Raw genomic sequence first — 24,867 nt, 5'->3', positions numbered from 1 at the left:
AGAGGCCGAAGGTAGGAGGACCTAGCGGGTCATCTTGATCTGCCTCACGGGCGGGATCGCGGGCAGCGAGCCGGTGTGCTCGGTCTCGTCCTTGGCCTGCGGCGGCATGGGCGCGCGGGCGGTGGCGTCGGGGAAGCGCTGCTTCATCTCGCGCAGGAAGCCGTCGAGCGTGTCGACGCTGGCCGCGAGCTTGGCAATCTCCGCGAATTCGGCGCTGGAGGCGGCCGCCGGCTTGCTTGCGATGTCGAAGGCGAGCCGGTCGGAGCTCTCGCTCATCAACGGCGCGTATTTCTCGCGGAAGCGCGACAGCCCGATCGCATCGTCGGCGAGCGCGTAGCCGACGGCGGCGCGGATCACGTCGCTCTTCTCGACCGCGTTGAGCGGCTTGAAGTCGCGAAAACGCTCGCCGTAGTAGAGCTCGATCTGCTCGGCGGATTCGCGCCAGCGCCGCGCCGCCCAGAAGATGTCGGAGCGCAGGCGGATGGCCTCGCGGCCCGCGACGTTGGAGACGATGTCGAGCGCGAGGTCGTGGCGGCCGACGTCGCTCTGCGCGCGCGCCTCCAGCAGCAGGCGCTGCTGGCGCAATTCGCCGGACAGATCGCTGATGCGGCTCGCCCGCAGCGCCGAGATGGCCATGTCGGGCTTGCGGTTGGCGAGATAGACCATGGCGAGGCGGGCCGCGACCTGCGCGCGCGCCGCCCCTTCGAGGCGGTGGTCGACCTGGTATTGCAGGAGCTCGGCGGCCTGGTCGAGCAGGTCGATGGACGCCAGGCGATCGGCGAGCTTGCGGATCAGCTCGTCGCCGCGCCGGCCGATCGGCGTCAGCTCGCGGAACTCGTAGAACATCCCGAGCGCCTCGATCGGCGGAAGATCGTCGCCCTTGGAGCTCAAGAAGATCTGCGAGAACAGCTCCTGCGCAAGGTCCTGCGCCTGGCGCGAGGCGTCCGCATTCGGTTGGAGTATCGTCGCGGTACGGGCCGCGGCGAGCGCATCCCGGTAGCGGCCCATGTCGGCATACATCCGCGCCAGCAACTGCAGCGTCTTCACCTCGATGGCGTCGCCGCGCCAGGTCATCGCCAGCGTCTCGAGCTCACGCAGCGCGTCATCCTTGGTGATCTCGTCGCGCTTCTGCCGCAGCGCGACCTCGAGCTGCTTGGCTTCGGCGGCGGCCGGCCGGTCGTCCGAGCCGACAGCGAACTTGTAGTCGTCGAGCGCGTCCTTGTCGTGGCCGAGCGCTTCGGCGAGCCTGCCGCGCAGCACCGCGAAGGACGGCGCCATGTCCGGCGGCACGCCGACGACCTCGAGCTCGCTGCGCCGCTTGGAGGCGCCGGCATAATCCTTCACCTCGAGCGAGGCCCGCATCGCATCCATCGTCACGATGCGCTGGACGTCGAGCGGCAGCGAGGCGATGGCGAACTCGACGTTCTTGAACTTTTCACGCGCATCGGCCCACTTCCCTTGGCGCGCATAGGCGAGCGCCTTCCAGAGCTGCGAGTCGTGGCTGTTGCCGATTACGGGATTGGCGAGATCCTTCAGCCCCTGCCCAGGCCGGCCAATGAGGATGCTCGCGATCGCGTGCATGATCAGCGCCGAGGACTCCTCCTTGTTGAGGGGATCGGCCAGCATGACGTCGGTCATCGCCTTGGCTTCGTGATACATGCCGCGCGACATGTAGAAATGCGCGAGGTCAAGCCGCGGGATCGAGCGCTGCGCCGGCTCGACCGCCGCGATCGCGGCGACCAGCGCGCTCTGGCGGTTCATGAACAGCTCGGACTGGCCCTTGCGCCATTCCTCGATGTTGAAGACCGGCCGCACCGCGGTCGGCGCGCGCTCAGCGGAGACGTCGACCGGCGACAGCGTCAGCCCGCCCTTCTTGCCCAGGATCACCTTGTCGGAGCCGACCTCGACGCCGACCTCGTCGGAGTTCGGACGAATGGCGATGCCGTGCGCGGATTCGAGCAGCGAGAGATCGACCAGGTCCTGCCGCTTGATGAAGCCGCGGACCGGCCGCGGCGCGGTGACGACGTAGAGCGTGTCGCCGGCGTCGGGATCGGTCAGCTTGTGCAGCATGCCCGGATTGGCGAAGGGGATAGCGATATTGGCGAGCGCCGGGTCAGTGATGTTGCGCATCATCATTAGCGGCAGCGGCGTTGCCTGGATCTTGTCGGCGAGCGTCAGGAGCCAGTTGGTCTCCTTGCCGTTCTCCTCACTCGACAGCGAATAGACCAGCGGCCGATTGAGGCGGATGCGGATGGCCTGGCCCTTGTCGAGCGGCGTGCGGCTGACCTCGCCGATCATCGCGCCGCCCTTGGCGCGGATCGGCTCGACGTCGATGGCTTTCTGGGTGTCGAACACCAGCCAGACGGTGTCGCCGCGCCGGAATGCGGCGGCGGGCGTTGCGACCGAGAGCGGGAACGTCACGCGCAGGCCGTCGCTGTCGCGGCGGGCATCGACGCTCGGCGCGGTGTCTTGCGCGACGGCCGGAGCCGGCGCCTCGACTGGTGCGGCTTTCGCCATGTCCTTCGGCGCGTCCTTGACCGGCTCCTTCGGCGCTTCGGCGGCCATCGGTGCTAACGGTTTTGGCGCAGCAGCCGGCGCTGCGGCCTCTGCAGCCGCCGGCGCAGGTTTCGGCGCCTCGGCCGAATGCGCAGCTTGAGCCGTGACAGGCTCGGGCGCGGCCAGCACCGGCGCGGGCTTCGGCGCCTCGGCAGCCGGCGCCGCGCCCGCGACCTCAGGCTTCACCTCGATCTTGGCCTCGCGCGCGATGGTCTCGGAGGTCGGCGGCGCGATCTCGCGCGGCATCTCCTTCTTCTCCACCGCCGCGTGCGGTCCCTGCGTCGCGGCCGGCTTTGCTGGCGCCAGGACCTGCTCGGCCGTCGTCGCGGCCTTGTTCTTGTCCGGCTGGAAGGCGACGTCGACGACATAGTTCTTGTCGTCGCGGAAAGAGTGCACGTCGGCCTCGCCGATCAGCGCGATCTCGACATTGGTCTGGTCGATGTCCGCCTTCTGCTTGATCGAGGCCACGTTCGGGGGCGCCGCCACGACCGCGTCGGCGAGATCGAAGTTGAGATTGGCGTTGAAGGCGAGCGTCAGCTTCTGCTCGTTGAGCACCGAGGAGACGCCGACGCCGTCGGGCATCTCGAAGACGAAGCGCACGAAGGTCGGCTGCACCGAGGCGCGGACGCGGATCGGCGGGCGCTTCTTGGTCTCGGCGGCCACGCGCTGGGCGCGCAGCGCGCGCTCCGCGGCGCGCGCACGATCGGAGAGTTCCTTCACCACGTCCATCGGCAGGCTCGGCGGCGCGCCCTTCCAGCCCTCGGGCAGAAGGTCGACGAAGGTCCGCTCGCCGGCATTCATGGTGTTGACGGTGACGCGGCGCGCGAGCGACAGCCGGATCGCCCCGCCGTCGGGATCGCGGCGAGCGGAGTTGACGTAGTCGGGGGCACCCTCCGGGATGCGGTCGACCGGTACATCGACCGGTCGCTCGAAGCGGATGATCAGGATCGATCCCGCGGTCGTCACCTCGGACGAAACGTCCTCGCCGAGCTTGATGACGAGGCGCGCAAAACCGCCGCCGGCCGAGAAGGTCGCCTCGCCCCGCACCGGCTCGGCGCGCGCGGGCAAGGCCAGGCCCACCAATAGGCAGGCGGCCAGTACGGACAGCACGCGGACATGACGCTGCACGCCCGGCGCCGAGGTCAACACCAAGGCGCGGGCTCGCGACCAAAATCCAGCGGCAGCCTGTCGCGCCATTGGCGGCATTTCATCCGGTCCGACGATTCATGCCGGCAATGGGGCCGGCCTGTGCCCTCGACTGTAAGGTTTCGCCAATTAAGGACTTGTTAATGCTGTCGGATTGATTTGACCGGCGCTCGCTGCGCCGCACCAGCGTTCCCGAAACGGCCAGTCGAGGGCCCCCGGCGGTGGGAAGTAGCGCCATCGGTCGCACGTCCACGGAGCGCCGCCCCGGCTGCCGTTCTGCTATAGTGCGGACATGACGATCGGGATCGCCGGACCCGGCCAGAAGGCGCCGCGGCGCAGTGCTGCGGCAGGGTTCATTATCGCGGCCATCGCCATCGTCATTGGTCTGATCCTGCTCGCTCTCGTAAGCGACGTCCTGGTCGACTGGATGTGGTTCGCCTCGATCGGCTACAGGCAGGTCTTCTGGATCACGATCGGCGCCAAAACTGCTGGCTTCCTCGTCGTTTTCGCAGCGACTGCCACCGTATTGTGGGTGAACGCGCGGATTGCTCTTGGTCTCGCCGGGCGGCGAACCCGGTTGCCAGCGGCCTTTGTCCCAACAGTTGGAGCCGCTGCGGCTCAGCCCGATCCGCTTGAATTCCTGCGCGAGCGACTGCCGTGGCGTGGCGTGATCGCCGCCAGTAGCTGCCTCGTCGCCTTGCTTGTCGCCTGGGGCGAGGTCGGCAACTGGAGCACGCTGCTCCGGTTCATCTATCAAGTGCCGTACGGCAGCAACGATCCCTTGTACGGCAAGGACATCGGTTTCTACCTCTTCTCCCTGCCCGCCTTTGTCGCCGTCAAGAACTGGGCAATGCTGACGCTCGTCATGAGCGCGCTGTTTGCCGGGTTTGTCTATTGGGTGCATGGCGACATCGAGGACCGGGCCCAGCGAATGTCGCCGGCGGCGATCTCCCACGGTTCGGCACTGCTTGGGCTTTTCTTCGCCGTGAAGGCGTGGTCCTACGGGCTCGACCGCTACCACCTGCTGTTCGGCGACAACGGCGTGGTGGTCGGCGCAGGCTATACCGACGTCAACGTCGAATTGCCGGTGCTTTGGATCCTGATCGCGCTGTCGATCGTCGCCGCCTTGGCCGCATGGGCGAACCTGTGGGTGCGCACCTACCGCCTCCCCACCGCCGCGATTGCGCTGCTCTTCAGCGCCGCATTCCTGCTATCGGGCATCATCCCGGCAGTCTTTCAGCGCTTCTACGTCAGGCCAAACGAGCTGGACTGGGAGCGTCCCTATATCGAACGCAACATCACGCTGACCCGGGAGGCCTACAATCTCAATCGGATCTCACCGAAGCCGTTCCCTGCGGAACAGACGCTGACCTTCAACACGCTCGAGGCCAACAAGGCCACGATCGCGAATATAAGGCTGTGGGACTGGCAACCATTGGCCGACACTTACGCGCAATTGCAGGAGATCCGCACCTACTACAAGCTGCGCAACCTCGATGTCGACCGCTACTGGCTCGGCGGCACCTACCAGAGCGTGATCCTCTCGGCCCGCGAGCTGAATTCCGAGTTGCTGCCGCCCAACGCGCAGACCTGGGTCAACCGCCACATCCTGTTCACCCATGGCAATGGTGCGGTGCTGAGCCCGGTCACCCAGAAGAGCAGCGAAGGGCTTCCGCTCCTCTACCTGCACGATGTTCCTCCGGTTGCTCAGGGAGGTCCCGACATTCGCGAGCCGCGCATCTACTACGGGCAGCAGACCGAGGACTACGTCATCGTCAAGGCGACCGTGCCGGAGTTCGATTATCCCAAGGGAAAGGACAACGTCTACGCGTCCTATGACGGCGCCGGCGGCGTCCCGCTGTCGAGCATGGTGCGGCGACTGATCTTCGCTCACTATTTCAATGACGTGAACCTGTTTCTTTCTGACTACATCGGCAACGGCAGCCGGATCATGATCCGGCGCAAGATCCAGGAGCGAGTCGGCACGATCGCCCCGTTCCTGGTTCTGGATCGCGATCCCTACCTCGTCGTCAGCGAGGGCCGGATGTTCTGGATTCAGGACGCCTACACGACCAGCGAATATTTTCCCTATGCGCAGCGCGCGTCCGGCCTCAATCTCAACTACATCAGAAATTCAGTGAAGGTAATCATCGATGCCTATAACGGCACTGTCGACTTCTATCTGATGGACCAGGCGGACCCGATCGCCGCGACCTATCGTCGAATTTTCCCGGCTCTCTTCAAGCCGTTCACGGCGATGCCTCCCGATCTGCAAAGGCACATTCGCTATCCCGAGGACCTCTTCCTCATCCAGGCTCGGCTTTTCCAAACCTATCACATGGAATCTGCCGATGTTTTCTACAACCGCGAGGACCTCTGGCAATTCCCGCGCCAGCCGGCCGGCGACGGCATCTCTTCGATGGACGGCACGACGGCGATGGCGCCCTACTACATCATCATGCGGCTGCCCGGCGAAGCTCAAGCCGAGTTCTTTCTGATGATCCCGATGGTACCGAGCCGCCGCGACAACATGATCGCATGGCTGGCTGCGCGCTGCGACGAGCCCGGCTATGGCAAGCTGATCGTGTACGAATTTCCCAAGGAGAAGCTGGTCTACGGACCGTTCCAGATCGAGGCGCGCATTCATCAGAACACGGAGATCTCCCAGCAGATCTCGCTATGGAACCAGATGGGATCGCGGGTAATCAGGGGAAACCTGCTCGTGATCCCAATCGAGAATTCAATCCTCTACGTGTCGCCACTCTATCTGCGGGCCGAGCAAGGGCATTTGCCGGAACTGAAACGGGTGATTGCCGCCTATGGCGAGCACGTCGTCATGAAGGAAACGCTTGAGGAAGCTTTGTCGGCGCTCTTCGCGAACGGCGGGCCCGCAACGACAGCGCCGGGTGGGACCGCGGAGTTGCCCAGTGAAGGAGCCACGGCGGCACGAGCGCAGGAGGCGCTCGCGCACTACGATCAGGCAATGGAGCGGTTGAAATCCGGCGATTGGGCAGGCTTCGGCAAACAGATCGAGGCGATGCGCCGCCTGCTGGAAGACATCCGCCGGCAACCGGGCGGTCCGTGAGGACCAGGCCCAGTGAAGTCCGCCATTCGCCTGAACTGAACCGGACGATGACTTCCGTATGTTCGGGTCATGGTTCGCGACCCACGGCCTGCTGAAAGACAAAGGCCCGCCCCCGAGTGTGGGGAAGAACGGAAGGCTTCAAGAGTTGGAGGCGGGCCTCAAGGGCATGCTATTCCAAAGCGGCGGGCGGAGTCCGTAAGCCAGCGCCCGTCACGTCATGACGTAGGTGAAATCTAAGCACCACCGAACCCGCCTGAATACCGGATTTTGATACCTCGACAGTCGCAGTCCATGTTTGCGAATGCGGGCCTCAGCAACTACCGCAGGCCGTAGCGCGCGAAATCGTCGTCGATCCTGGGCTGAATTGTCTGTGCCGCCACGATATCGGCGTCACCGCCAGCCTTGTCGCCTTGTTTGAGCCGGGCGAGCCCGCGCCCATAAAGCGCGCTCGCCAGTTTCGGCTCGAGCCGCAGCGCCAAGTTGTAGTCATCGATGGAGGCGGCGAGCTGGCCCATTTTCAGGAGGACCAGAGCACGTGAATCGTACGTTGCCGCATTGCCTGATCCCGATTGCAGCGCCTTGTTACAGTCTTCGAGCGCAGCCTGTAAAGCGCCCTGCATTGTGCGGGCCCAACAGCGTCCGCTCCACGCGCCAGCCATATCTGGCCGCAAGCGAATGGCCGCGTCGTAATCTTGCGCCGCACGATCGTACGCGTTCTTTCGCAGGTTGGCCTCTGCACGGTTCGCGAAGGCCTCGCCGTAGTTGGGATTGAGCTTGATGGCCTCATCCAATGACGCGATCGCGAGGTCGTATTCGCCTTTCATCAGTTGGGCCACACCGCGGTTGTTGAAGGCCTTGGTATAGCCCGGGTTGAGCTCGATCGATTGATCGAAATCGTGGATGGCTCGGTCATAGTGTCCCGTTTCGGCATAAGCGTTGCCACGGTTGTTATAAGCGATGGCCAAGGCCTTCGTCGCGCCTGGGTGCGCGTCGATGAACGCGGTGCAACCATCAATTCGCGCTTCGAGCGAGGCGCGCCCGACGCTGTTGCACAGCTCGATCGTCTTGAGATAACCCCCTTCCTGCTTCGGCGCCTGCGCCACCGCCGGCAGCTCGAGCAATAGCAGGATGAGACCGGACGCCACGCCGCCGGTGATGGTTCCTGTCGCACTCGGCTTCATATCGGGAATCCCGATCACGGACTGAGGAAACTTCCATCCCTGGTGAAAGGCTTCTAGCACCGTCGGCAGATGTTCAAGTTGAGCTTGCGGTCGGCTTTCTGTTCGGATGGCCCGGTGGACGCGGCGGATTTCTTTGTCACCTTGCTCTTGCTCTTGCCCTCTTCGATGAGGGTAGAGAATTTCACCGACCCGTTGTCGGATATCTCGACATGCGGCGTGGTGCCTCGGATGCCCATTGTTGCGGCCGGGGTGTCGACCTTCATGTCACCAGTTTTCGCGACTTTGCCGGCAACGAAGGTGAACGTCCCTTTGGCGAGGCTGAAGAAAGTCGAATTGGACTTTCCGTTCGGGTCGTAGACGTACTCGTCCAAGGTCATGTGCGCGTTGCTCGACAGATTGAACGAGCTGCCATCGGTAAAGTTGATGCCAACCCGACCGTCATCCCCCGTCTGTACCACGTCCCCCAGATAGACGAGATCGCCGGCTTTCGTCTGATTGGCTTGGGGGGGCACGTTGGCCTGAACGACGACCGCGTTCGCGTGCTCGATCGTGACCGAGCCCGCGGCGGTTACGACCTTGCCAATTGGCTTCGATGAAAAGTTTTGAAGGACGGGCTTGGCGGAATCGACTTGCGCGCGCGCAGCATCGGGCAAGAAACCGGCGAGCGTCAGAACAAAGGCGGCCACCAATCCGAATATCGAATATGCACGCATGACCTCCCCCTTCGTCGAGAAGATCTTCGCCCCAGTCCTCTGCGATCTTTCAAAATTCGCAAGTAGGACGGCAAATAGTATAATTTAATTGTTGTTAAATCCACCCCGGCGGCATATTTTTGTTCCGCAGGTCCGGAATACCGCGAAATTGCAATACCTCTTATTTGGAAGAGCAGATCGCTTCGATGGAAGGGGCCGGATACTCAGCGAGACGAAAGTAGTTCACGGCGGCCTCGCGCTGAACGCGCCTCTTTCTTGAATCGACTTGGGTCATCTCGATCAGGATTTCGGCGGGCGAGCCTCGGGCTGCCGGCGCCATGATTTGTTGACCTCGTGGCGAGGGCAGACCAGAGCGAAAGAAAAACGGCGCCGCGCTGAGCCTGAATTCCTCGACTGACGAGGTCGAAGGCTATGTTAGTTGCGTCCGGCGTTGAGGCCGGAGACGTGACCTCCGTGGTCCCGCCTCCGAAGATAATCGGCACCGTTCACACGGCAATCGGTTGCGGCATCCTCAGGCGCGCGAGCGGTGTCGCCACCGAAGTCATGGTTGGCGATCCACTCTGCCTTGGTGACGTGATCGAGACTGCCGCGGACGGTCGGATCGGCATCCGCTTCATTGACGACACCTTTTTCAACCTCTCCAGCGACGCCCGCATGGAGCTGAGCGAATTCGTCTACGATCTCGACGGCACCTCCTGTTCGGCCCTGCTCACGATATCCAAGGGCACCTTTGCTTTCGTTGCCGGCCGGTCGGCAAAGAGCGGTGCCCTGACGCTCGACACACCCGTTGGGAGCATTCGCGGCCGGATCCATACGGGCGGGTTCGGAATGCTGGCGCTCGGAGCATTGATGTTCTCGATGTTGAAGGGTGCCGAGGCCGCAGACGCGAACATCACGTTCCTGGACAACGACAGCATCACGTACAAGGACGTCGAGCACGGGGCGTTCGAGATCGTGACAAAGGAGGCGATCCCACGACACATCATCGTGGAGGATCCTGGCGAGACGGTCGTGCTCAACAAGATCGGGTCATCGGTCAGCGTCAACCAGGTCGTCAATAGTTTGGCTCGCATGGAGGAGCTCCAGGCGGCGGAGCATGACGTTTGGGCCAATCTCTCGAAGGAGATCGAGGCAAAGGGCTCCGGCACGACTCCCTTCCCGGAGACGCTGCCGCTGGAGCCGATCAATTTCATAGAGTCTGATGGCCCTGCGCAGCTACATTCGCTTCCGATCGTGCTGCCCAGCACCGTCGTCGTTCCCGACAATCCCATCATCCTTCATTCGCCGCCGACGTTCAATATTCAGTCGGGACCGGTCGAACTCGATACGGTGGTGTTTGACACCTTCACTGCGACCAGCGGAACGTTCAGCGCCAGCAGCACCAGTGACGCGCCACTGTTTTTCGGCATCAGCGGCGGGACCGCCGGCGATACGGTCGTGGGTGGAGTGACGTATGATGTGTCGAAAGGCAGCCCCTATGGCACGCTCTATGTGAACAGCGCCAGCGGCGCCTATACCTTCGTACCGAACAGTGACGCCATCAACGCGCTGACGGCGCCAACGACCGACGATTTCGTCATTACAGTGTCGGACGGCAACCTTACCACTGCTCAGACCTTCACAATCAACATCGATGGCGTCAATGACGCCGCCGTCATTTCCGGCGTCACGACCGGCTCGTCAACCGAAGCGGGCGGCGTCGCCAATACGGCGCCTGGCATATCCGCAACCGGCACGATGACCGATAAAGACGTCGACAATACGCCCAACACCTTCACGGTCGTGAGTTCGAAGGCCAGCACGGGGGGCTACGGCACGTTTAGCGTGACCGCGGCGGGCCTCTGGACCTACACAGTCGACAACGCCAACAGCAAGGTCCAGGCGCTCAATGTCGGCGACACATTGACCGACACCTTCACCGTGACGACCATCGACGGTACGCCGCAGGTGGTGACGATCACCATCCACGGCGCCAACGATGCCGCGATCATCTCGGGCGACACGACCGGCTCAGTGACCGAGGCGGCCGGCTGCAAGCCGGGAATTCCGACCGCGACCGGTACGCTGACCGACACCGACGTCGACAATACGCCCAACACCTTCGTGGCGATCGGCTGTCCCGAAGCGGGCAGCTACGGCACCTTCACGATGACGGCGGCCGGCGTCTGGACCTACACGCTCGACAACAGCAAGTGCGCAGTGCAGGCGCTCAATGTCGGCGACACCTTGACCGACAAGTTCACCGTGACCACGATCGACGGCACGCCACAGGTGGTGACGGTCACCATCCATGGCGCCAACGATCCCGCCATCATCTGCGGCAAGACAACCGGATGCGTGGTCGAGGCCGCCGGCTGCAAGCCGGGTATGCCGACTGCGACCGGCACGCTGACCGATACTGACGTCGACAATCCGCCCAACACGTTCACCGCAGTGTGCTCACCCAAGGCCAGCGCAGGCGGCTACGGCACTTTCACAATGACGGCAGCGGGCGTCTGGACCTACACGCTCGACAACAGCAACAGTGCGGTGCAGGCGCTCAATGTCTGCGACAAGCTCACCGACACCTTCACGGTGACCACGATCGACGGCACGCCGCAGGTGGTGACGATCACCATCCAGGGCGCCAACGACCCCGCCATCATCTCCGGTACCACGACGGGCTCGGTAACCGAACCCGGCTGCAAGACGCCGGAGGCACCGAAGGCCACCGGCACGCTCACCGACACCGATGTCGACAATCCGTCCAACATGTTCACCGCGGTTTGCGCGCCAAAGTGCACCACGCACGGCTACGGCACCTTCACGATGACGGCGGCGGGCGTTTGGACCTACACGCTCGACGAGGACAACTGCGCGGTCCGGGCGCTCAAGGCGTGCGACACGCTGACCGATACCTTCACGGTGACCACGATCGACGGGACCCCGCAGGTGGTGACGATTACCATCCACGGCGCAGGCTTCCGGAACCTCGACAGCTCGGCCACCGCAACGCAAGCGGATCCGCCACCAACCGATGGGGCATCGAAACAAGACGGCACGGCGAGCGCAAGCGACGCCAGCCAGGCACTCCACTCGGCAGCCAGTCCAGACTCAACGCACGACGCCAGCCAAACCGACGTGGTCGCGGCCGGTTCCAGCAGCCCGACGACGGCCGCCAAGAGTGCGGACGACACCGGTCAGGCTGAATCGAAGCCTGAGACGATCAGCGCGCTCGATGCCAACGATCTCGCCAACAGCGACCATTTTGTTTTTTCGTTCGTGGCCAATCCGGTCTCCGGCGCAAGAAGCGAGCAAGGCATCGCACCCATTCAGTCCGCCGCGGATCATTCCGAATTGTCCGATCCTGCCCCCTCGCTCGTGGACTCACATCTTCTCACGGCGCTCAGCGCCGAAGTGGTCTTTCGCTTCAGGGACGAAATTGCCGATGCCAAAGGCTCGGGCGCTGTTGCGCTCACGGAGCTGCTCCCTACCCCTTCGTCGGTCGATGCAAACACCGCACCCACGGGACTTCTCAGAGTGCAAGCAGTTGAACCGCTTGCACCCGTGCACGACTCCGCTGACCTGCTGAATCCGGCCGTTCATGAGGCAAGCGCTCAGACCGCCTTCCACCACGAGCTGATGGTGTGAAGAATTTCGACCGGTAGGCTCTATGGCTCAGGTTCCGATCGAAACAAAATTTGATCATAGGCCTAAGGAAAACGTGAATATTCCCCAAAAGTGACTTGATCTTTTTCACCTCTATTCTTGGCGAATTTGTGGATGGGTAAGAAGTGATGACCGATCAACAATTGGCACTTGATGCGATTAGCGAAGCGCAATCGATCCTCGAAGAATACCTCCAGCCGCGACCTCAGAGCACAGAGCGTGTTCTCGACAAGCTGATCGAAGTTCTCGAACGTCCCGAGCTGGTCGTCGCTGTAAGTCGTTTACAGCAGCGAAGCAGTTCCTTTGCGGACCAATGAGGAACCGGCTCCGATCGATCGCCCTTGCCGCGTGCGCGGCCTGGCTTTTGCCAGCCGGGATACCCGATGCAGTGGCGAAGCAACAATGCAGCAGCGCGATGCCCTCGTCGACGCAGGGCCGCTGGTGGTCCTATCGCATCATCGATGGAAGGAAATGCTGGTACGAGGGTAAGCCTATGCTCCCCAAATCGGAGCTGGAGTGGTCGAAGCAGAATTCGGCACGACCAGTTTTGGAAGCGGACGTGAGAGGCGCGGCGGCAGCAAGCCCGGCCAATCCCTTGAACTCGCAAGCGTGGGCCGTGGACTACGACACTTTCGAAGCACGTTGGCGCGCCCGGATCGGAAATCGCTGACCCAATCAGGCCGGGCACTGCATCGTTCAACGCCTCACAACGTCGCGTGTTAAGCGCAACCTGCGGCTATGCCGCGAGGCTCCTTCAATGTGGCCTGCCGATCCAATCCGGCGCCGAGGAGCTCTGCTGCCGGGAACAAACGTCACCGTCACTGTCGTCTTCCTCAGAGGACGGCAATGCGTGCTGATGATCCAAGGTCGATGTCCAGGCGGACGTCATCGCCACGATCAGTAAACGATTGATGGCCTCAATTGCGCGTTCCGCTATGGATGAGCAGTAGTTCATCGCTCTCTCCGCGCCACTGATTTGCGAACGGCCCTAGCTTAGTCCCAGTCTGCGCTGCGCGACTGTCGTCCATCTCACATTTTGCGCGCGTCAACTCATCGCACGTTCAGAACGTGAAGCGCCATCTGATTGCATCTGCAACGCGATGCGGCTCTTCGTCGCTCACTTCATGAGTGAGGACGGGCTGCGCGGTGAGGTTTTGCGAGCGCGCCCGCTCAACCGTTGAGACGTTGCAACCGATGAGCGACTCAGAATGAGATAGCATCGTGACGATCCGATTTCGATTGATCAGGCGGGGGCTCGATCGATGCGCGGGGAAGCCAATTGCATCATATGCAGCAGGGCAAGAGCACTCATAGCTCTCGTTCCAGTCGCCAGAGGATATGCACTGAAGGTCTACGAGTGCGCCTGTTGCCATAGCACTCTGCATCTGGTGACGCGGGTCACGAAGGCGGATCTGATCAAGCAACGATGCGGCACCCCGCTTCCCGCCGGGAAGTGGTTCGATGCGACGACTGCCGATATCGGAGATCGCAGGGTTCACCAGCGGGTCGCGAACTAGACAACCGGTCTGAACGCGCCCTAGCCGAACGACCTCATGATCTGAGACAGCATCGCGGTAGCGCCTCGGGTATACCGGGCGCCGAATAGTTGCTCATCCACGTAATGAAGGGCGAGGAGAGCAACAAGTGCAGCCATTGCAACTCTCATGCTGAGAAGCATGATCCGCAGAAGCTAATGGCGTCTTAATCCATTCTCGCAGCGACCGATGCTGCATTGCAGAGAAGGCATCGCGGGGGGAAGTGGTGCGCTGAACGAGCGGCTATGCGCGAACCAACAACGCCTCGGATTGGCCGCCAACACGCCCGAATCACAGGCGCAGATGGTCCTCGCCGGGGTGCTTCGCTTGAGTATTGGGGTTCTCCGGCTCCGCTCCACCGCGAACCTCAGCCCCCAGCCCCATCGCGGTGGAGCGGCAAGCTCCTCCGGGTCAATTCGGCTTTTGCGTCGGGCGACCCTCGATCTTGGGCAGATCGGCCGCATCGGCAGAACGGTCTCCTCCGCCACCGGCGCGGCGGGCCATCTCGACCGTCAGCCGCTCGGCGGCCTCGGGCGACATCAGCCCCATGATGTCGGACATCTTGCGCGGCGCGATCTGCGTGGCGATCTCGATCAGCACGCCCATCTCCAGCCGATCGAACACCCGCGCGGCGTCCTTGGGCTTCATGCTCTCATACGTGGTGACGAGGCCCTTGAGGCGCTGAGCTTCCGCCGCCTTCTGCTCGGCCGCGGTGGTGGAGATGCGGGATTCCACCGCCTTCATCTCCTCGACCTTGGACTCGATGCGCTTCTCGGCCGCCTTGAGCAGGCTCTCGCGAATGTCGATCTCGCGCTGGCGCGCTTCGAGCTCCTGGCGGCGGTTCTGCAAGCGCTCCAGAATCGCGCGCTCGGCAGGCGAGGTCTGCTCGCGGGATTCTTCCGGCTTGATCACCTGGCCTTCGGGCTTGGTCTCGGGCGCGGCCGGTTTCGGCGCATCTTCCTTGGAAGCCTCCTTCGGCGCGCCATGCGTCGAGCCGGTGATGTCGGGATCTTCGCGGCCAGTCGGGAAGTTGAGGTTCTCCTGTGCCCAGGATTTCTTGGTCGTCTTCGGCTGGTAGTCGAACACATAGCCGCCGTTGATCACGAGGCCGGCGACCTTCAGCGTGGCAAGGGCGGCAACTGCGATCAGTACGACGGGAATGACGCGGATGTTACGAAAGGATTTCATACAGCGACTTTATGCGGCAAGCCCGTTGGACCTTCTGCGCTCGGAGAACGCTTCGGCAGCCGCCGCCACCGCCTTCGCCGCAGAGGGCTTGGCGACCGGGGCTGCGGCAGCTTCCGGATTCGTCACGGGGCGCGCAGCGATGGCGATCTTGGAGAGGCGCCGCACCACGTTGTCGGCCTCGCCGAGCTGGCGGTAGAGCTGGTCGGACATCTGCGTTGCGGCCGCGAGCTGGCTGCCGAGATTCTCGTTGACGTCGCGGACAGCGAGCTTCAGCCCGCCGATCGCGCGCTCGGCAATCTCGGTCGCGGTGATCAGCTCGGCGATGACGGCTTTCAGTGAATGCTCGTCCGCCTTCAGCCGCGTCAGCCGCTTGTTGAGCAGGATGCAGTAGCCGATCGTCAGCATCAGGAGGATTGCGACCAGCGTCTCGATCGCCATGCCTAAGGAGTGGTTCATGGTGCCTCCATCATCTTGTTCTGCTCGTCGACCTTCTCGAACATCGCAAGTGTCGTAACTGGCTTGCGCAGGGGTTTCGTCACGCGGATCGCGACGCGGTCGCCGACGCGCCCCATCCGCCCTTCGGTCAGCGTGACGCTGCCGCAGCGCACGGTCACGTTGGCATCCGCGCGCATGTCCAGCGGCAGCGTGTCGCCGACCTTCAGCCGCATCAGCTGCTTGAGCGGAATGTCGGCCTCGTAGAGCACGGCATCGACTGCAATCTCGGCCTGGACGATCTCGGTGGCGAAATGGCCTTCCCAGATCGTGTCACGGCCGAACTTTTCGCCCATGAACATCTGGAGCAGGACGCCCCGGATCGGCTCGATGGTCGCGTAAGGCAGCAATAGTTCGATGTTGCCGCCACGATCTTCCATGTCGATGCGCAGTCGCACCAGGATCGCGGCGTTCGCAGGACGGCTGATCGCTGCGAAACGCGGATTGGTCTCGAGCCGGTCGATCGTGAAGGTCACCGGAGACAGCGGCCGGAATGCCTGTTCGGCATCGGCCAGCACTACCTCGACCAGCCGCTTGACCAGCTCGGTCTCGATCGTGGTGTAGGGCCGGCCTTCGATGCGGAGCTGGCTCGCGCCCCGCCGACCGCCGAGCAGCACGTCGATCATCGAATAGATCAGGCTGGAGTCGACCACCGCCATGCCGAAGTTTTCCCACTCCTCGGCCTTGAACACCGAGAGCACGGCTGGCAGCGGGATCGAGTTCATGTAGTCGCCGAAACGCACCGAGGTGATGCGGTCGAGCGAGACTTCGACATTGTCCGAGGTGAAATTGCGCAAGGAGGTCGTCAGCAACCGCACCAGGCGGTCGAAGACGATTTCGAGCATCGGCAGACGCTCGTAGGAGACCATCGCCGAATCGATGATCGCGCGAATGCCGGAATGATCGTCGAGCGTGACGTCGCCGACGGTGAAGCCGAGGAGATTGTCGATTTCCTCCTGCGACAGCACCCTCTCGCCTGAGTTCTTGCCGTTGCCGAGATCGCGGCTGCCGTCCTCGACCATGGCCGCCCATTGCAGGGCCATGGTCTCGGATAGTTCATTCTCGGCAGCAGCCTTCGCGGCCTCCGCGGGATCCTCGGAATCGAGCGAGGCCTCCCATTGGGCGGCTATGGCATCTTGGTCGACTGGATCGTTGCCCGCCATGGCGCTAGCCCATTACCTTCACTTGCACCGTCACTGCACCACGACTTCCTTGAACAGCACTGCGCTGACCTGGATCGGCGCGACCGCCGCGTTGACGCGCTTGGTCAGCTCTTCCTTGAGGCGGAAGATGCCGGCGGAGCCGTTGAGGTCGGAGGGGCGGAGTTCCCGCACATACGTCTGGAAGATATCGGTGACGCGCGGCATCGTCGGCTTGATCGCCTCGATCTGCTTCTCTTCCTTCAGTTCGAGCACGATCTTCAGCCGCAGATATTGCACGCGCTCGCCGGGCGCGCCGGCGAGGTTGACCATCATGTCGGGCACGTCGACGAAGGCCGGCGGCTTCGGCGGCGGCGCAGCCTCGGCATGGTGCTCGTCATCGCCATGACGGAGGAAGAGAAACCAGGTCGCCGCACCGCCGCCGAGAATGGCCAGCGCGGCGACGGCGATGATGATGAGCTTGAGCTTGTTCTTCGGCGGGGCCGCCTCAGTGCCGTCAGTGGCTGCGCCGCCTTCCGCTTCATTCTCTGCCATGGTCGCCGCGCTCGCTCACTATAAAGGGTCTTAAGAGAGCGAAACCTCTGGTCGGCCGTTGACGCGAAACAAATGCCCCAGCGCGCAACGCGCTCCTCACAGCTGCAAACGCTACGGTAATGATGGTTAACAGAACCTTTCGATTGCCCCCGCGCTAGGAAAAATCTGCCGGGCAAACATGGTCAACAGAACCTTTCTGCCGCTCCCCGCACACCCCTCCCGAACACTTAAGCGCTTGCAAATACGTGACTTTCTGAGTTGGCACGGCTTTCGCTGAGGAAAGGCCGAGACCGGACGGTTTGGGAGAGCCCGAAGGTCTCATCGACGGGTCGGCCAAGACGCTTGGGAGAGCGGCGAAGCAGGACCTCCACAGGGGAGAACCATCCGATGCAGAACGCGCTTCTGGTCGGTTTATCGCGGCAGATGACGTTGGAACGGCAGATGGATGTCATCGCCAATAACGTCGCCAATGCCAACACCAACGGCTTCAAGGCCGATCGCACGCTGTTTGAGGAATTCCTCAGCTCGCGCGCGCATGAGGACAATTTCGTCGGCTCCGACCGCCGGGTCTCCTATGTGCAGGACCGCGGCACCTTCCGCGACGTCGGCCAGGGCCCGATGGAGGAGACCAAGAACCCGCTCGACCTCGCGGTCGACGGCAACTCCTTTTTCGCGGTGCAGACCGCCGGCGGCGAGCGTTACACCCGCGACGGCAAGTTCTCGCTCAACAACCAGGGCCAGCTCGTCACCTCGGACGGCAATCTCGTGCTCGGCAATGCCGGCCCGATCACCTTCCAGCCGACCGACCACGACATCAACGTCGCGCCCGACGGCACGGTGACGGTGCTCGAGGGCACCGCCCGCGTCGACTCCATCCGAGGCAAGATCCGCATGGTCGCCTTCGACGATCCGCAGAAGCTCGCCAAGCAGGGGGCCAATCTCTACGCCCAGGGTTCGGCGAACCAGCAGGCAGACGCCAAGTCCACCGTGCGCCAGGGCTACATCGAGAAGTCGAACGTGAACGCGGTCGGCGAGATGAGCCGCATGGTCGAGGTGATGCGGATGTACACCCAGGTCGCCAACCTGCTCCAGCAGCAGAGCGACATGCACAAATCGGCGATCGAGAAGCTCGCCGACGTTCCAGCGTAACGCCATTAGGAGACGATTGACATGCAAGCGCTTCACACCGCTGCGACCGGGATGGCGGCACAGGAACTCAACGTGCAGGTCATCTCCAACAACATCGCGAACCTGCGCACCACCGGCTTCAAGAAGCAGACCGCGGCGTTCCAGGATCTGATCTACGAGCACATTCGCCGCGTCGGCGCGCAGTCGTCCGACCAGGGCACCATCCTGCCGGTCGGCGTCGATATCGGCGGCGGCGTCAAGACGGTCGGCACGCCGCGCAGCATGACGCAGGGCACGCTGTCGCAGACCGGTAACGATCTCGATCTGGCGGTCTCGGGCGAAGGTTTCTTCAAGGTCCTGATGCCCGACGGGACCTACCAGTACACCCGCGACGGCACCTTCCAGATGGACAACCAGGGCCGCATCGTCACCGCGCAGGGCAACCCGGTGCAGCCGACCATCACGATCCCGAACAACGCCTCGGGCCTCACCGTCAACGTGCAGGGCCAGGTCTCGGTGACGCTGCCGGGCTCGTCGACCTCCACCATCATCGGCCAGCTCGCGCTGACGCGCTTCATCAACAAGGCGGGCCTCCAGCCGGTCGGCAACAACCAGTTCACCGAGACGCCCTCCTCCGGAGCGCCGCAGGACGGCACCGCGAGCTCCGAAGGCTACGGCACGATCACGCAAGGCAGCCTCGAACAGGCCAATGTCGACGTCGTCTCGGAGATGAGCGACCTGATCGCCGCACAGCGCGCCTACGAGATGAACGCCAAGGTGATCAGCGCCGCCGACCAGATGATGCAATCCACCACGGCGCTGTTCCGCTAGGGAATGACGATGATGCGCAAGACCATCACCACCCTCGCCGCCCTGCTCGCGCTGTCCGCGCCGGCATGCGCCGCCGACGACGGCATCGCGCCGCCGACGCTGCGCGCCAGCATCACCGTCACCTCCGACGTGGTGCGGGTCGGCGACCTCATCGACAATGCAGGGTCGGCCGCGCAGATTCCGGTCTATCGCTCACCCGATCTCGGAACCACCGGCGCGCTGCCGGTTGCGAACGTCCTGAGCGTGCTGCGCGCAAAACAGGTGATCGGCGTGATGACCGGCGACCTCAAGGAAGTCACGGTCACGCGGCTCGCGCGCACGCTTGCCAACAAGGACCTCGAGCTCGCGGTCGCCTCCGCGCTGGAGCGCCGCTTCGGCCTCGGGGATGCCGCCAACATCACCGTTACCTTCGACCGCGGCGTTTCCGACGTACGGCTGGACGCCTCCAACACCGGCGCGCTCCAGGCGACTGCCACGCGCTACGACGCGCGCAGCGGCCGCTTCGATCTGAGCTTCGAGATCAACAACGAGAACAGCCTCGCGCCGGCCAGGCTGCGCCTGACCGGCACCGCGATTGAAACCGTCGAGGTTGCCGTGCTGACCCGCGACATCGACCGCACCGAGATGCTGAAGTCGTCCGACGTCACGCTGGAGCGCCGCCCGAAGGCGGACATTCAGGGCGAAGCGGCCTCGCGCGAGCGTGCCGTCGGCATGCAGCTCCGTCATCCGATGCGAGCAGGCACCCCGATCCGCGTCGCCGACATCGCAAAGCCCGACCTCGTGCAGCGCGACCAGAACGTCACCATCATCTACCAGGTGCCGGGCCTCTATCTCACGACCCGCGGCAAGGCGGTCGACAGCGGCTCCGAGGGCGACACCGTCTCCGTCCTCAACATGCAGTCCAAGCGCACGCTCCAGGGCATCGTCACCGGCCGCGGCCAGGTCACTGTGCAGGGCGCGAGCCAGTCCGCGCCTGCCGCGCCTGCGGTCGAGCAGACGTCATCCCTCAAGCGCGAGGAGACGCCGGCAGCGGCCGCCCTCGCCCAAAGCCTGATCCAGGCCCCCGTTTCGCCAACCCAGATCGCGCAAGCACAAGCCAAGTCAGAGTAAGTCATGTCCAAGTTCCGTTCCGTGGCCCGTCTTCGTCGTATCGCCCTCTCCGGCACGCTGCTCGCAACTTTCGCCTTTGCGAGCGGGTGTTCCTCGATCGACCGTCTGTCGCAGATCGGCGAACAGCCGAAACTGTCCGCGATCGACAATCCGACGACGCAGCCCGGCTACAAGCCGGTGCAGATGCCGATGCCGAAGCCGGAAGTCGCCTCCTACAATCCGAACTCGCTCTGGCGCAACGGCAGCCGCGCCTTCTTCAAGGACCAGCGCGCCCATCAGGTCGGCGACCTCCTGACGGTGACGGTCAATTTCACGGACAAGGCCAACATCGCCAACGAGACCCAGCGCAGCCGGACCGCCAAGGAAGATTCGGGGATTACCGATTTTATCGGCAGCCAGACGATCACACAGCCGCTCAAGATCCTGCCCGGCCGTCTTCTCACCACTGACTCGACGTCCTCCGCCGACGGCAAGGGCTCGGTCCAGCGCCAGGAAGCCTTGCAGACCAACGTCGCGGCCGTCGTCACCCAGGTGCTGCCGAATGGCAACCTCGTCGTCGAAGGCAAGCAGGAAATCCGCGTCAACTACGAGATCCGCGAGCTGGTCGTCGCCGGCATCGTCCGGCCCGAGGACATCCAGAGCGACAACACCATCGACTCCAGCAAGATCGCCCAGGCCCGCATCGCCTATGGCGGCCGCGGCCAGATCACCGACGTGCAGCAGCCGCGCTACGGCCAGCAAGTGATGGACGTGCTGCTGCCGTTCTAAGAGTTTCTTTAAGAGCTCCCACATCTCGTTGTGAACCTAGGCACAACGCGATGTTCTACGCGGCCTCCGGTAGCTCCCCTGCCGGAGGCCGCATGATTTTTGCTGTTGGTGGTTGCGGCAGCGAGTTACGACTAATCGCTCAGCCGCCAACACACACTCCGTCATTGCGAGCGCAGCGAAGCAATCCAGAGCCTTTCCGCGGAGGGATTCTGGATTGCTTCGTCGCTTCGCTCCTCGCAATGACGGCGGGGAATGACGTTATGCCTTCACGTAAACTTCGCCTCCACCACGCCCAGCCCATCCAGCTCCATCCGTACCTTGTCGCCGGCCTTCAGCCACAGCGTTTTCACGAGGCTGCCGGTGAGCACGAGCTGGCCGGCATGCAGGCCCTTGCCTTCGGTGGCAAGATGATTGGCGAGCCAGGCGAGTGCGTTATGGGGATGGCCGAGCACGTCGGCGCCGGTGCCCTTGCCCGCCTCCTCGCCGTTGACGAGGGCGCGGCCGGCGACCGCCCGAAGATCGGGTACATTGGCGCGGTCGACCGTGGCGCCAAGCACGCAGCCGGCGGAGAAGAAATCATCCGCGATCAGCGTCGGCGCGCCCATCGTCTCCCATTTCACATAACGGTCATCGACGATCTCGATCGCGGGGGCGTAGGCGTCGACCGCCTCTCCCACCCATTCGGCGGTGAACGGCGCCTCGCCGGGGGCAAGGTCGCGCTTCAGCCGCACGGCGATCTCGCATTCGACGCCGACGCGGACATAGTCGGAGACGGCCAGTTTTGCGCGGCTGTCATACACGACCTTCTCGAACACGCCGCCGGCGCAGGGATGGTCAATCTGCATGTAGTCCTGCATGACCGGGCTGGTGCAGCCGATCTTGTAGCCGACCAGCGAGCCGACATGTGGTTGCAGCAGGTCGTGCAGCGCGCGCTGAATCTTGTAACCCTCCTCCTCATCGCGTGGGGGAACCTCGAGCGGCGCGAGGGGAGCATGGTTGCGGCGCGCAAGCGCGATCGCCTTTGCGGCTGCGAGAATTTTGTCCATCGGCGCCGACTCCCACGCTACGCAACTCAAGGCCGCACTTCACCATCCCCGCTCCCGCCTGACAAGCGCTGCGGGAGGGGCGCGCGTCACGCCTTGACGAGGCCAAGCCGGATCAGGCTCTCGGCCGAGCTCAGAATTGCCTCGTCATTGGAGCGCGCTTGCCAGCCGAGGAGCCGCCCCGCCTTGGCGCTGGTCGACCGCCGCACCTTGCCGAGCATCGGCAAGGTATAGCGCAGCATGGGAACGCCGGTCGCGGCGAGGCGCACCAGCCAATCCGGCGCCTGAAGGCGTGGAACCCGGCGCGCCGCCGGCCCCAGCTCCCGCCTCAGCACGTTGGCGATGTCGAGCAGCGACAGCGTCTCCCCAGCGACCGCGATGAACCGTTCGCCCTTGGCCTCGGGCGCGGTCATCGCCCGCAGATGCAGGTCGACGACGTCGCGCACGTCGACCAGACCAAAATAGATCCGCGGCACCGCCGGCATGGCGCCATTGAGCAGTAATTTAACGATCTCGATCGAGCCCGAGAAATCCGGCCCCAGCACGGGACCGAAAATGCCGGTGGGATTGACGACGGCGAGCTCGAGGCCGCCTCCTTCGCGGGCGACGAAATCCCAGGCCGCCCGCTCGGCCAGCGTCTTGGATTTGACGTAAGGCTGCACGTCAGCACCGTCGAGATTGGTCCAGTCGGTCTCGTCGAACGGCGTTGCGCGCGGCGGATGGCCGTAGCCGACCGCGCCCAGCGACGAGGTGACGACCACGCGCTTGACGCCCGCCTCACGCGCGGCGCGCAGCACCCGCAGCGTGCCGTCGCGGGCCGGAATGATCATCTCGTTCTCGTCCTTCGGGACTGTGGTCGAGAGCGGCGAAGCCACATGCAGGACATAGTCGTAGCCCGCGACCGCCTCGCGCCAGCCCTCGTCCCGGGTCAGGTCGGCGATAAAGAAAGCGAGCCGCTCGGCCGCATCGACACCGCCTTCGCGCAGCATCGCCAGCACATCGGCCTGCCGGTCCGGTCGACGGACCGTGGTCCGCACCTCGTGGCCCGCGGCCAGCAGTTGCAGGACGGCATGGATGCCGACGAAACCCGACCCGCCCGTGACCAGAACAGTGCTCATGTCGCAAACCCTTCTCTCGCGGGCAGGCAAATTTGTCCACCGAACCCTGCTGCCGGCCTTTAAGGAGTTGTTGAGCCGGTCCAGGATTTATGGCGGCGCGCACCCTGCGCTCAGAGGTGCAGGATGCGTGATGACGACGATGTCTCGTCCCGCCGGTCGCATCCTTAGAAGTCGAGTCGATCCCGTTGCCCGGACTCGCAAAAACATCCTCACCTGAAGTGAAGGCTCTTTCTCATGCGAGCTCACGTAAGCATGAAGGAGTTGAGTCTAGCCCCTTGATCGCGATTCATTTTTCGCGTTCGCCATGCGGGGTTCCGGACGCGTGCAATATCGGCACGAAAAAAATCGAGCACGGCGCGACGCTGCGCGCCAGATGCGTCTTGCATGCGGAGCCGCTGCTTACGGCTCAACGCCTATTCGTCGCGATAGACCTTCTCGCGCTTCTCGTGGCGCTCCTGCGCTTCCACCGACAGCGTCGCGATCGGGCGGGCTTCCAGCCGCTTCAACGAGATCGGCTCGCCGGTCTCTTCGCAATAGCCGTAGGTGTTGTCCTCGATACGCTGAAGCGCTGCATCGATCTTGGCGATCAACTTGCGCTGGCGGTCGCGGGCGCGGAGTTCGATGGCACGGTCGGTTTCGGACGAAGCCCGATCAGCGAGATCGGGGTGGTTCACGTTCTCCTCCTGCAGGGCTTGCAGGGTGAGCTTGGACTCTTTGAGGATCTCATCCTTCCAGGCGAGGAGCTTCAAACGGAAGTACTCCTTCTGCCGGTCGTTCATGAAAGGCTCTTTTTCGGTCGGTCGGTAATTTTTCAACTTTTCCAAGGGTGGCCTATCTTTCTAAGCGACGACTCGCAACGAACAGGGTCCGTTGAGCCGGGCCTTATATAGCGGCCTCCTGTGACAGACAATATTTCCCTGATCTTGGCGTTACCGCCCCCAAGTCCTTGCACCGGCAGGTTTATCGGCAAGCGCCTGGGGGCGGTTATCCACTCAGTAGCCGACCGTGAAACGCTTCCGCAGATGCGAAGGCCGCTCGATCTCGTCGGCGAGCGCAATCGCGTAATCGGCGAAGGTGATCCAGCTCTTCCCGCTCGCATCTGCGAGAAGCTGATCGGTCCCAAGCCGGAACTTGCCGGTCCGCTCACCCTCCACGAACAGGGCCGAGGGCGAGACGAAGGTCCAGTTCAGCTCCTTTTCCTGCCGCAGCAGGTCGAGGAATTCGGAACCTTTCTCCGCCTCGGCCTTGTATTGGGCGGGAAAACCGGGGGTTGTGACCAGTTTCACGCCGGGAGCAACCTCGAGGCTGCCGGCACCGCCGACCACGAGGTAGCGGCCCACCTTCGAGTCCTTGGCAGCGCCAATCAGCTTGTCTGGGTCGCTGGCCAGGAAGTGAACGGAACTGATGGCGACGTCATGCCCGGCCCACAGCTTGGCGAGCCCTGCCTGGTCGAGCACGTCGCCCTTGGTCGGGGTGACGTTGGACAGATGAGCGATCTTCTCCGGGTTCCGGGCGATGGCGGTGACGGCATGGCCGCGGCGGGACAGTTCCCTGGTGATCTCCGAACCGGCCCGGCCCGAGGCCCCGGTGACTGCGATTTTCATGGAAGGCTCCTTCGCTTCTGTGGTAAC

18 protein-coding genes are annotated in these 24,867 nt (G+C 63.5%); 7 read left to right on the top strand and 11 right to left on the bottom strand.

All coding sequences use genetic code 11. The annotated features are described in order from the left end of the window. Positions 1 to 21 precede the first annotated feature (21 nt). Positions 22 to 3,753, bottom strand: a complete 3,732-nt coding sequence (locus tag Q2941_RS19600) for a tetratricopeptide repeat protein (protein WP_035664127.1) — start codon at positions 3,751 to 3,753, stop codon at positions 22 to 24. 241 nt (positions 3,754 to 3,994) lie between these two features. On the opposite strand from Q2941_RS19600, the gene Q2941_RS19595 reads away from it, so the two are divergent. Next, positions 3,995 to 6,787 carry a UPF0182 family membrane protein gene (locus tag Q2941_RS19595; protein ID WP_254111661.1) on the top strand — a complete coding sequence of 931 codons (2,793 nt, stop codon included), beginning with the start codon at positions 3,995 to 3,997 and terminating at the stop codon, positions 6,785 to 6,787. Between the two features lie 317 nt (positions 6,788 to 7,104). Here the strand turns inward: Q2941_RS19595 and Q2941_RS19590 are convergent, their stop codons facing one another. Continuing rightward, a complete protein-coding gene (locus Q2941_RS19590) occupies positions 7,105 to 7,968 on the bottom strand; it encodes a tetratricopeptide repeat protein (RefSeq protein ID WP_458193469.1) in 864 nt (287 codons plus the stop codon). Between the two features lie 53 nt (positions 7,969 to 8,021). Further along, on the bottom strand, positions 8,022 to 8,681 hold the full coding sequence (locus tag Q2941_RS19585) for a FecR family protein (RefSeq protein WP_027526316.1): 660 nt from the start codon (positions 8,679 to 8,681) through the stop codon (positions 8,022 to 8,024). A 444-nt stretch (positions 8,682 to 9,125) separates the two neighbouring features. On the opposite strand from Q2941_RS19585, the gene Q2941_RS19580 reads away from it, so the two are divergent. Both Q2941_RS19580 and Q2941_RS19575 read left to right on the top strand, forming a co-directional pair. Further along, entirely contained in the window at positions 9,126 to 12,311 is a 3,186-nt protein-coding gene (locus tag Q2941_RS19580; protein ID WP_458193468.1) for a VCBS domain-containing protein, read from the top strand. 146 nt (positions 12,312 to 12,457) lie between these two features. Further along, on the top strand, positions 12,458 to 12,646 hold the full coding sequence (locus Q2941_RS19575) for a hypothetical protein (RefSeq protein ID WP_027526317.1): 189 nt from the start codon (positions 12,458 to 12,460) through the stop codon (positions 12,644 to 12,646). Between the two features lie 1,629 nt (positions 12,647 to 14,275). Here the strand turns inward: Q2941_RS19575 and Q2941_RS19570 are convergent. Genes Q2941_RS19570 through fliL form a run of 4 tightly spaced genes read right to left on the bottom strand, consistent with a single transcriptional unit; the run spans position 14,276 to position 17,238 of the window. Continuing rightward, complete coding sequence (locus Q2941_RS19570; RefSeq protein ID WP_027526319.1) at positions 14,276 to 15,052, bottom strand: MotE family protein; 777 nt, start codon at positions 15,050 to 15,052, stop codon at positions 14,276 to 14,278. Between the two features lie 9 nt (positions 15,053 to 15,061). After that, a complete protein-coding gene (locus Q2941_RS19565; protein ID WP_027526320.1) occupies positions 15,062 to 15,508 on the bottom strand; it encodes a DUF6468 domain-containing protein in 447 nt (148 codons plus the stop codon). Then, on the bottom strand, positions 15,505 to 16,707 hold the full coding sequence (gene fliM, locus Q2941_RS19560) for a flagellar motor switch protein FliM (protein ID WP_027526321.1): 1,203 nt from the start codon (positions 16,705 to 16,707) through the stop codon (positions 15,505 to 15,507). The genes Q2941_RS19565 and fliM overlap by 4 nt, the downstream gene beginning before the upstream one ends. Before the next feature lie 30 nt (positions 16,708 to 16,737). Next, positions 16,738 to 17,238 carry a flagellar basal body-associated protein FliL gene (gene fliL / locus Q2941_RS19555; protein ID WP_027526322.1) on the bottom strand — a complete coding sequence of 167 codons (501 nt, stop codon included), beginning with the start codon at positions 17,236 to 17,238 and terminating at the stop codon, positions 16,738 to 16,740. A 387-nt stretch (positions 17,239 to 17,625) separates the two neighbouring features. Between fliL and flgF the strand changes: the two genes are divergently transcribed. The 4 genes from flgF to flgH are packed head-to-tail and all read left to right on the top strand — an operon-like array spanning position 17,626 to position 21,075. Then, the gene (gene flgF, locus Q2941_RS19550; protein WP_027526323.1) at positions 17,626 to 18,387 is read left to right on the top strand and encodes a flagellar basal-body rod protein FlgF; all 762 of its coding nucleotides are present in this window, start codon (positions 17,626 to 17,628) and stop codon (positions 18,385 to 18,387) included. 21 nt (positions 18,388 to 18,408) lie between these two features. Beyond that, positions 18,409 to 19,197 (top strand): flagellar basal-body rod protein FlgG, encoded by a 789-nt coding sequence (gene flgG, locus Q2941_RS19545; RefSeq protein WP_027526324.1) that lies wholly within the window; start codon positions 18,409 to 18,411, stop codon positions 19,195 to 19,197. Positions 19,198 to 19,206: 9 nt separating this feature from the next. Further along, complete coding sequence (flgA, locus tag Q2941_RS19540; protein WP_458193467.1) at positions 19,207 to 20,307, top strand: flagellar basal body P-ring formation chaperone FlgA; 1,101 nt, start codon at positions 19,207 to 19,209, stop codon at positions 20,305 to 20,307. Between the two features lie 3 nt (positions 20,308 to 20,310). Further along, entirely contained in the window at positions 20,311 to 21,075 is a 765-nt protein-coding gene (gene flgH / locus Q2941_RS19535) for a flagellar basal body L-ring protein FlgH (RefSeq protein ID WP_027526326.1), read from the top strand. Between the two features lie 266 nt (positions 21,076 to 21,341). On the opposite strand, the gene Q2941_RS19530 is transcribed toward flgH, so the two are convergent. The 4 genes from Q2941_RS19530 to Q2941_RS19515 all read right to left on the bottom strand — a co-directional run bounded on the left by Q2941_RS19530 (position 21,342) and on the right by Q2941_RS19515 (position 24,840). Further along, positions 21,342 to 22,121, bottom strand: coding sequence for a 2-keto-4-pentenoate hydratase (locus tag Q2941_RS19530; RefSeq protein WP_458193466.1), 780 nt, complete (start codon positions 22,119 to 22,121; stop codon positions 21,342 to 21,344). 86 nt (positions 22,122 to 22,207) lie between these two features. Further along, on the bottom strand, positions 22,208 to 23,236 hold the full coding sequence (locus tag Q2941_RS19525; protein ID WP_458193464.1) for an SDR family oxidoreductase: 1,029 nt from the start codon (positions 23,234 to 23,236) through the stop codon (positions 22,208 to 22,210). A 413-nt stretch (positions 23,237 to 23,649) separates the two neighbouring features. Further along, entirely contained in the window at positions 23,650 to 24,015 is a 366-nt protein-coding gene (gene dksA, locus Q2941_RS19520; RefSeq protein WP_085966600.1) for an RNA polymerase-binding protein DksA, read from the bottom strand. Positions 24,016 to 24,228: 213 nt separating this feature from the next. Continuing rightward, on the bottom strand, positions 24,229 to 24,840 hold the full coding sequence (locus tag Q2941_RS19515) for an NAD(P)-dependent oxidoreductase (protein WP_254111654.1): 612 nt from the start codon (positions 24,838 to 24,840) through the stop codon (positions 24,229 to 24,231). Positions 24,841 to 24,867: the final 27 nt, after the last annotated feature.

The organism is Bradyrhizobium sp. UFLA05-153, assembly GCF_054185185.1.
The sequence above is the reverse complement of the archived record's forward strand: the minus strand, read 5'-3'. Positions and strand labels throughout refer to the sequence as shown.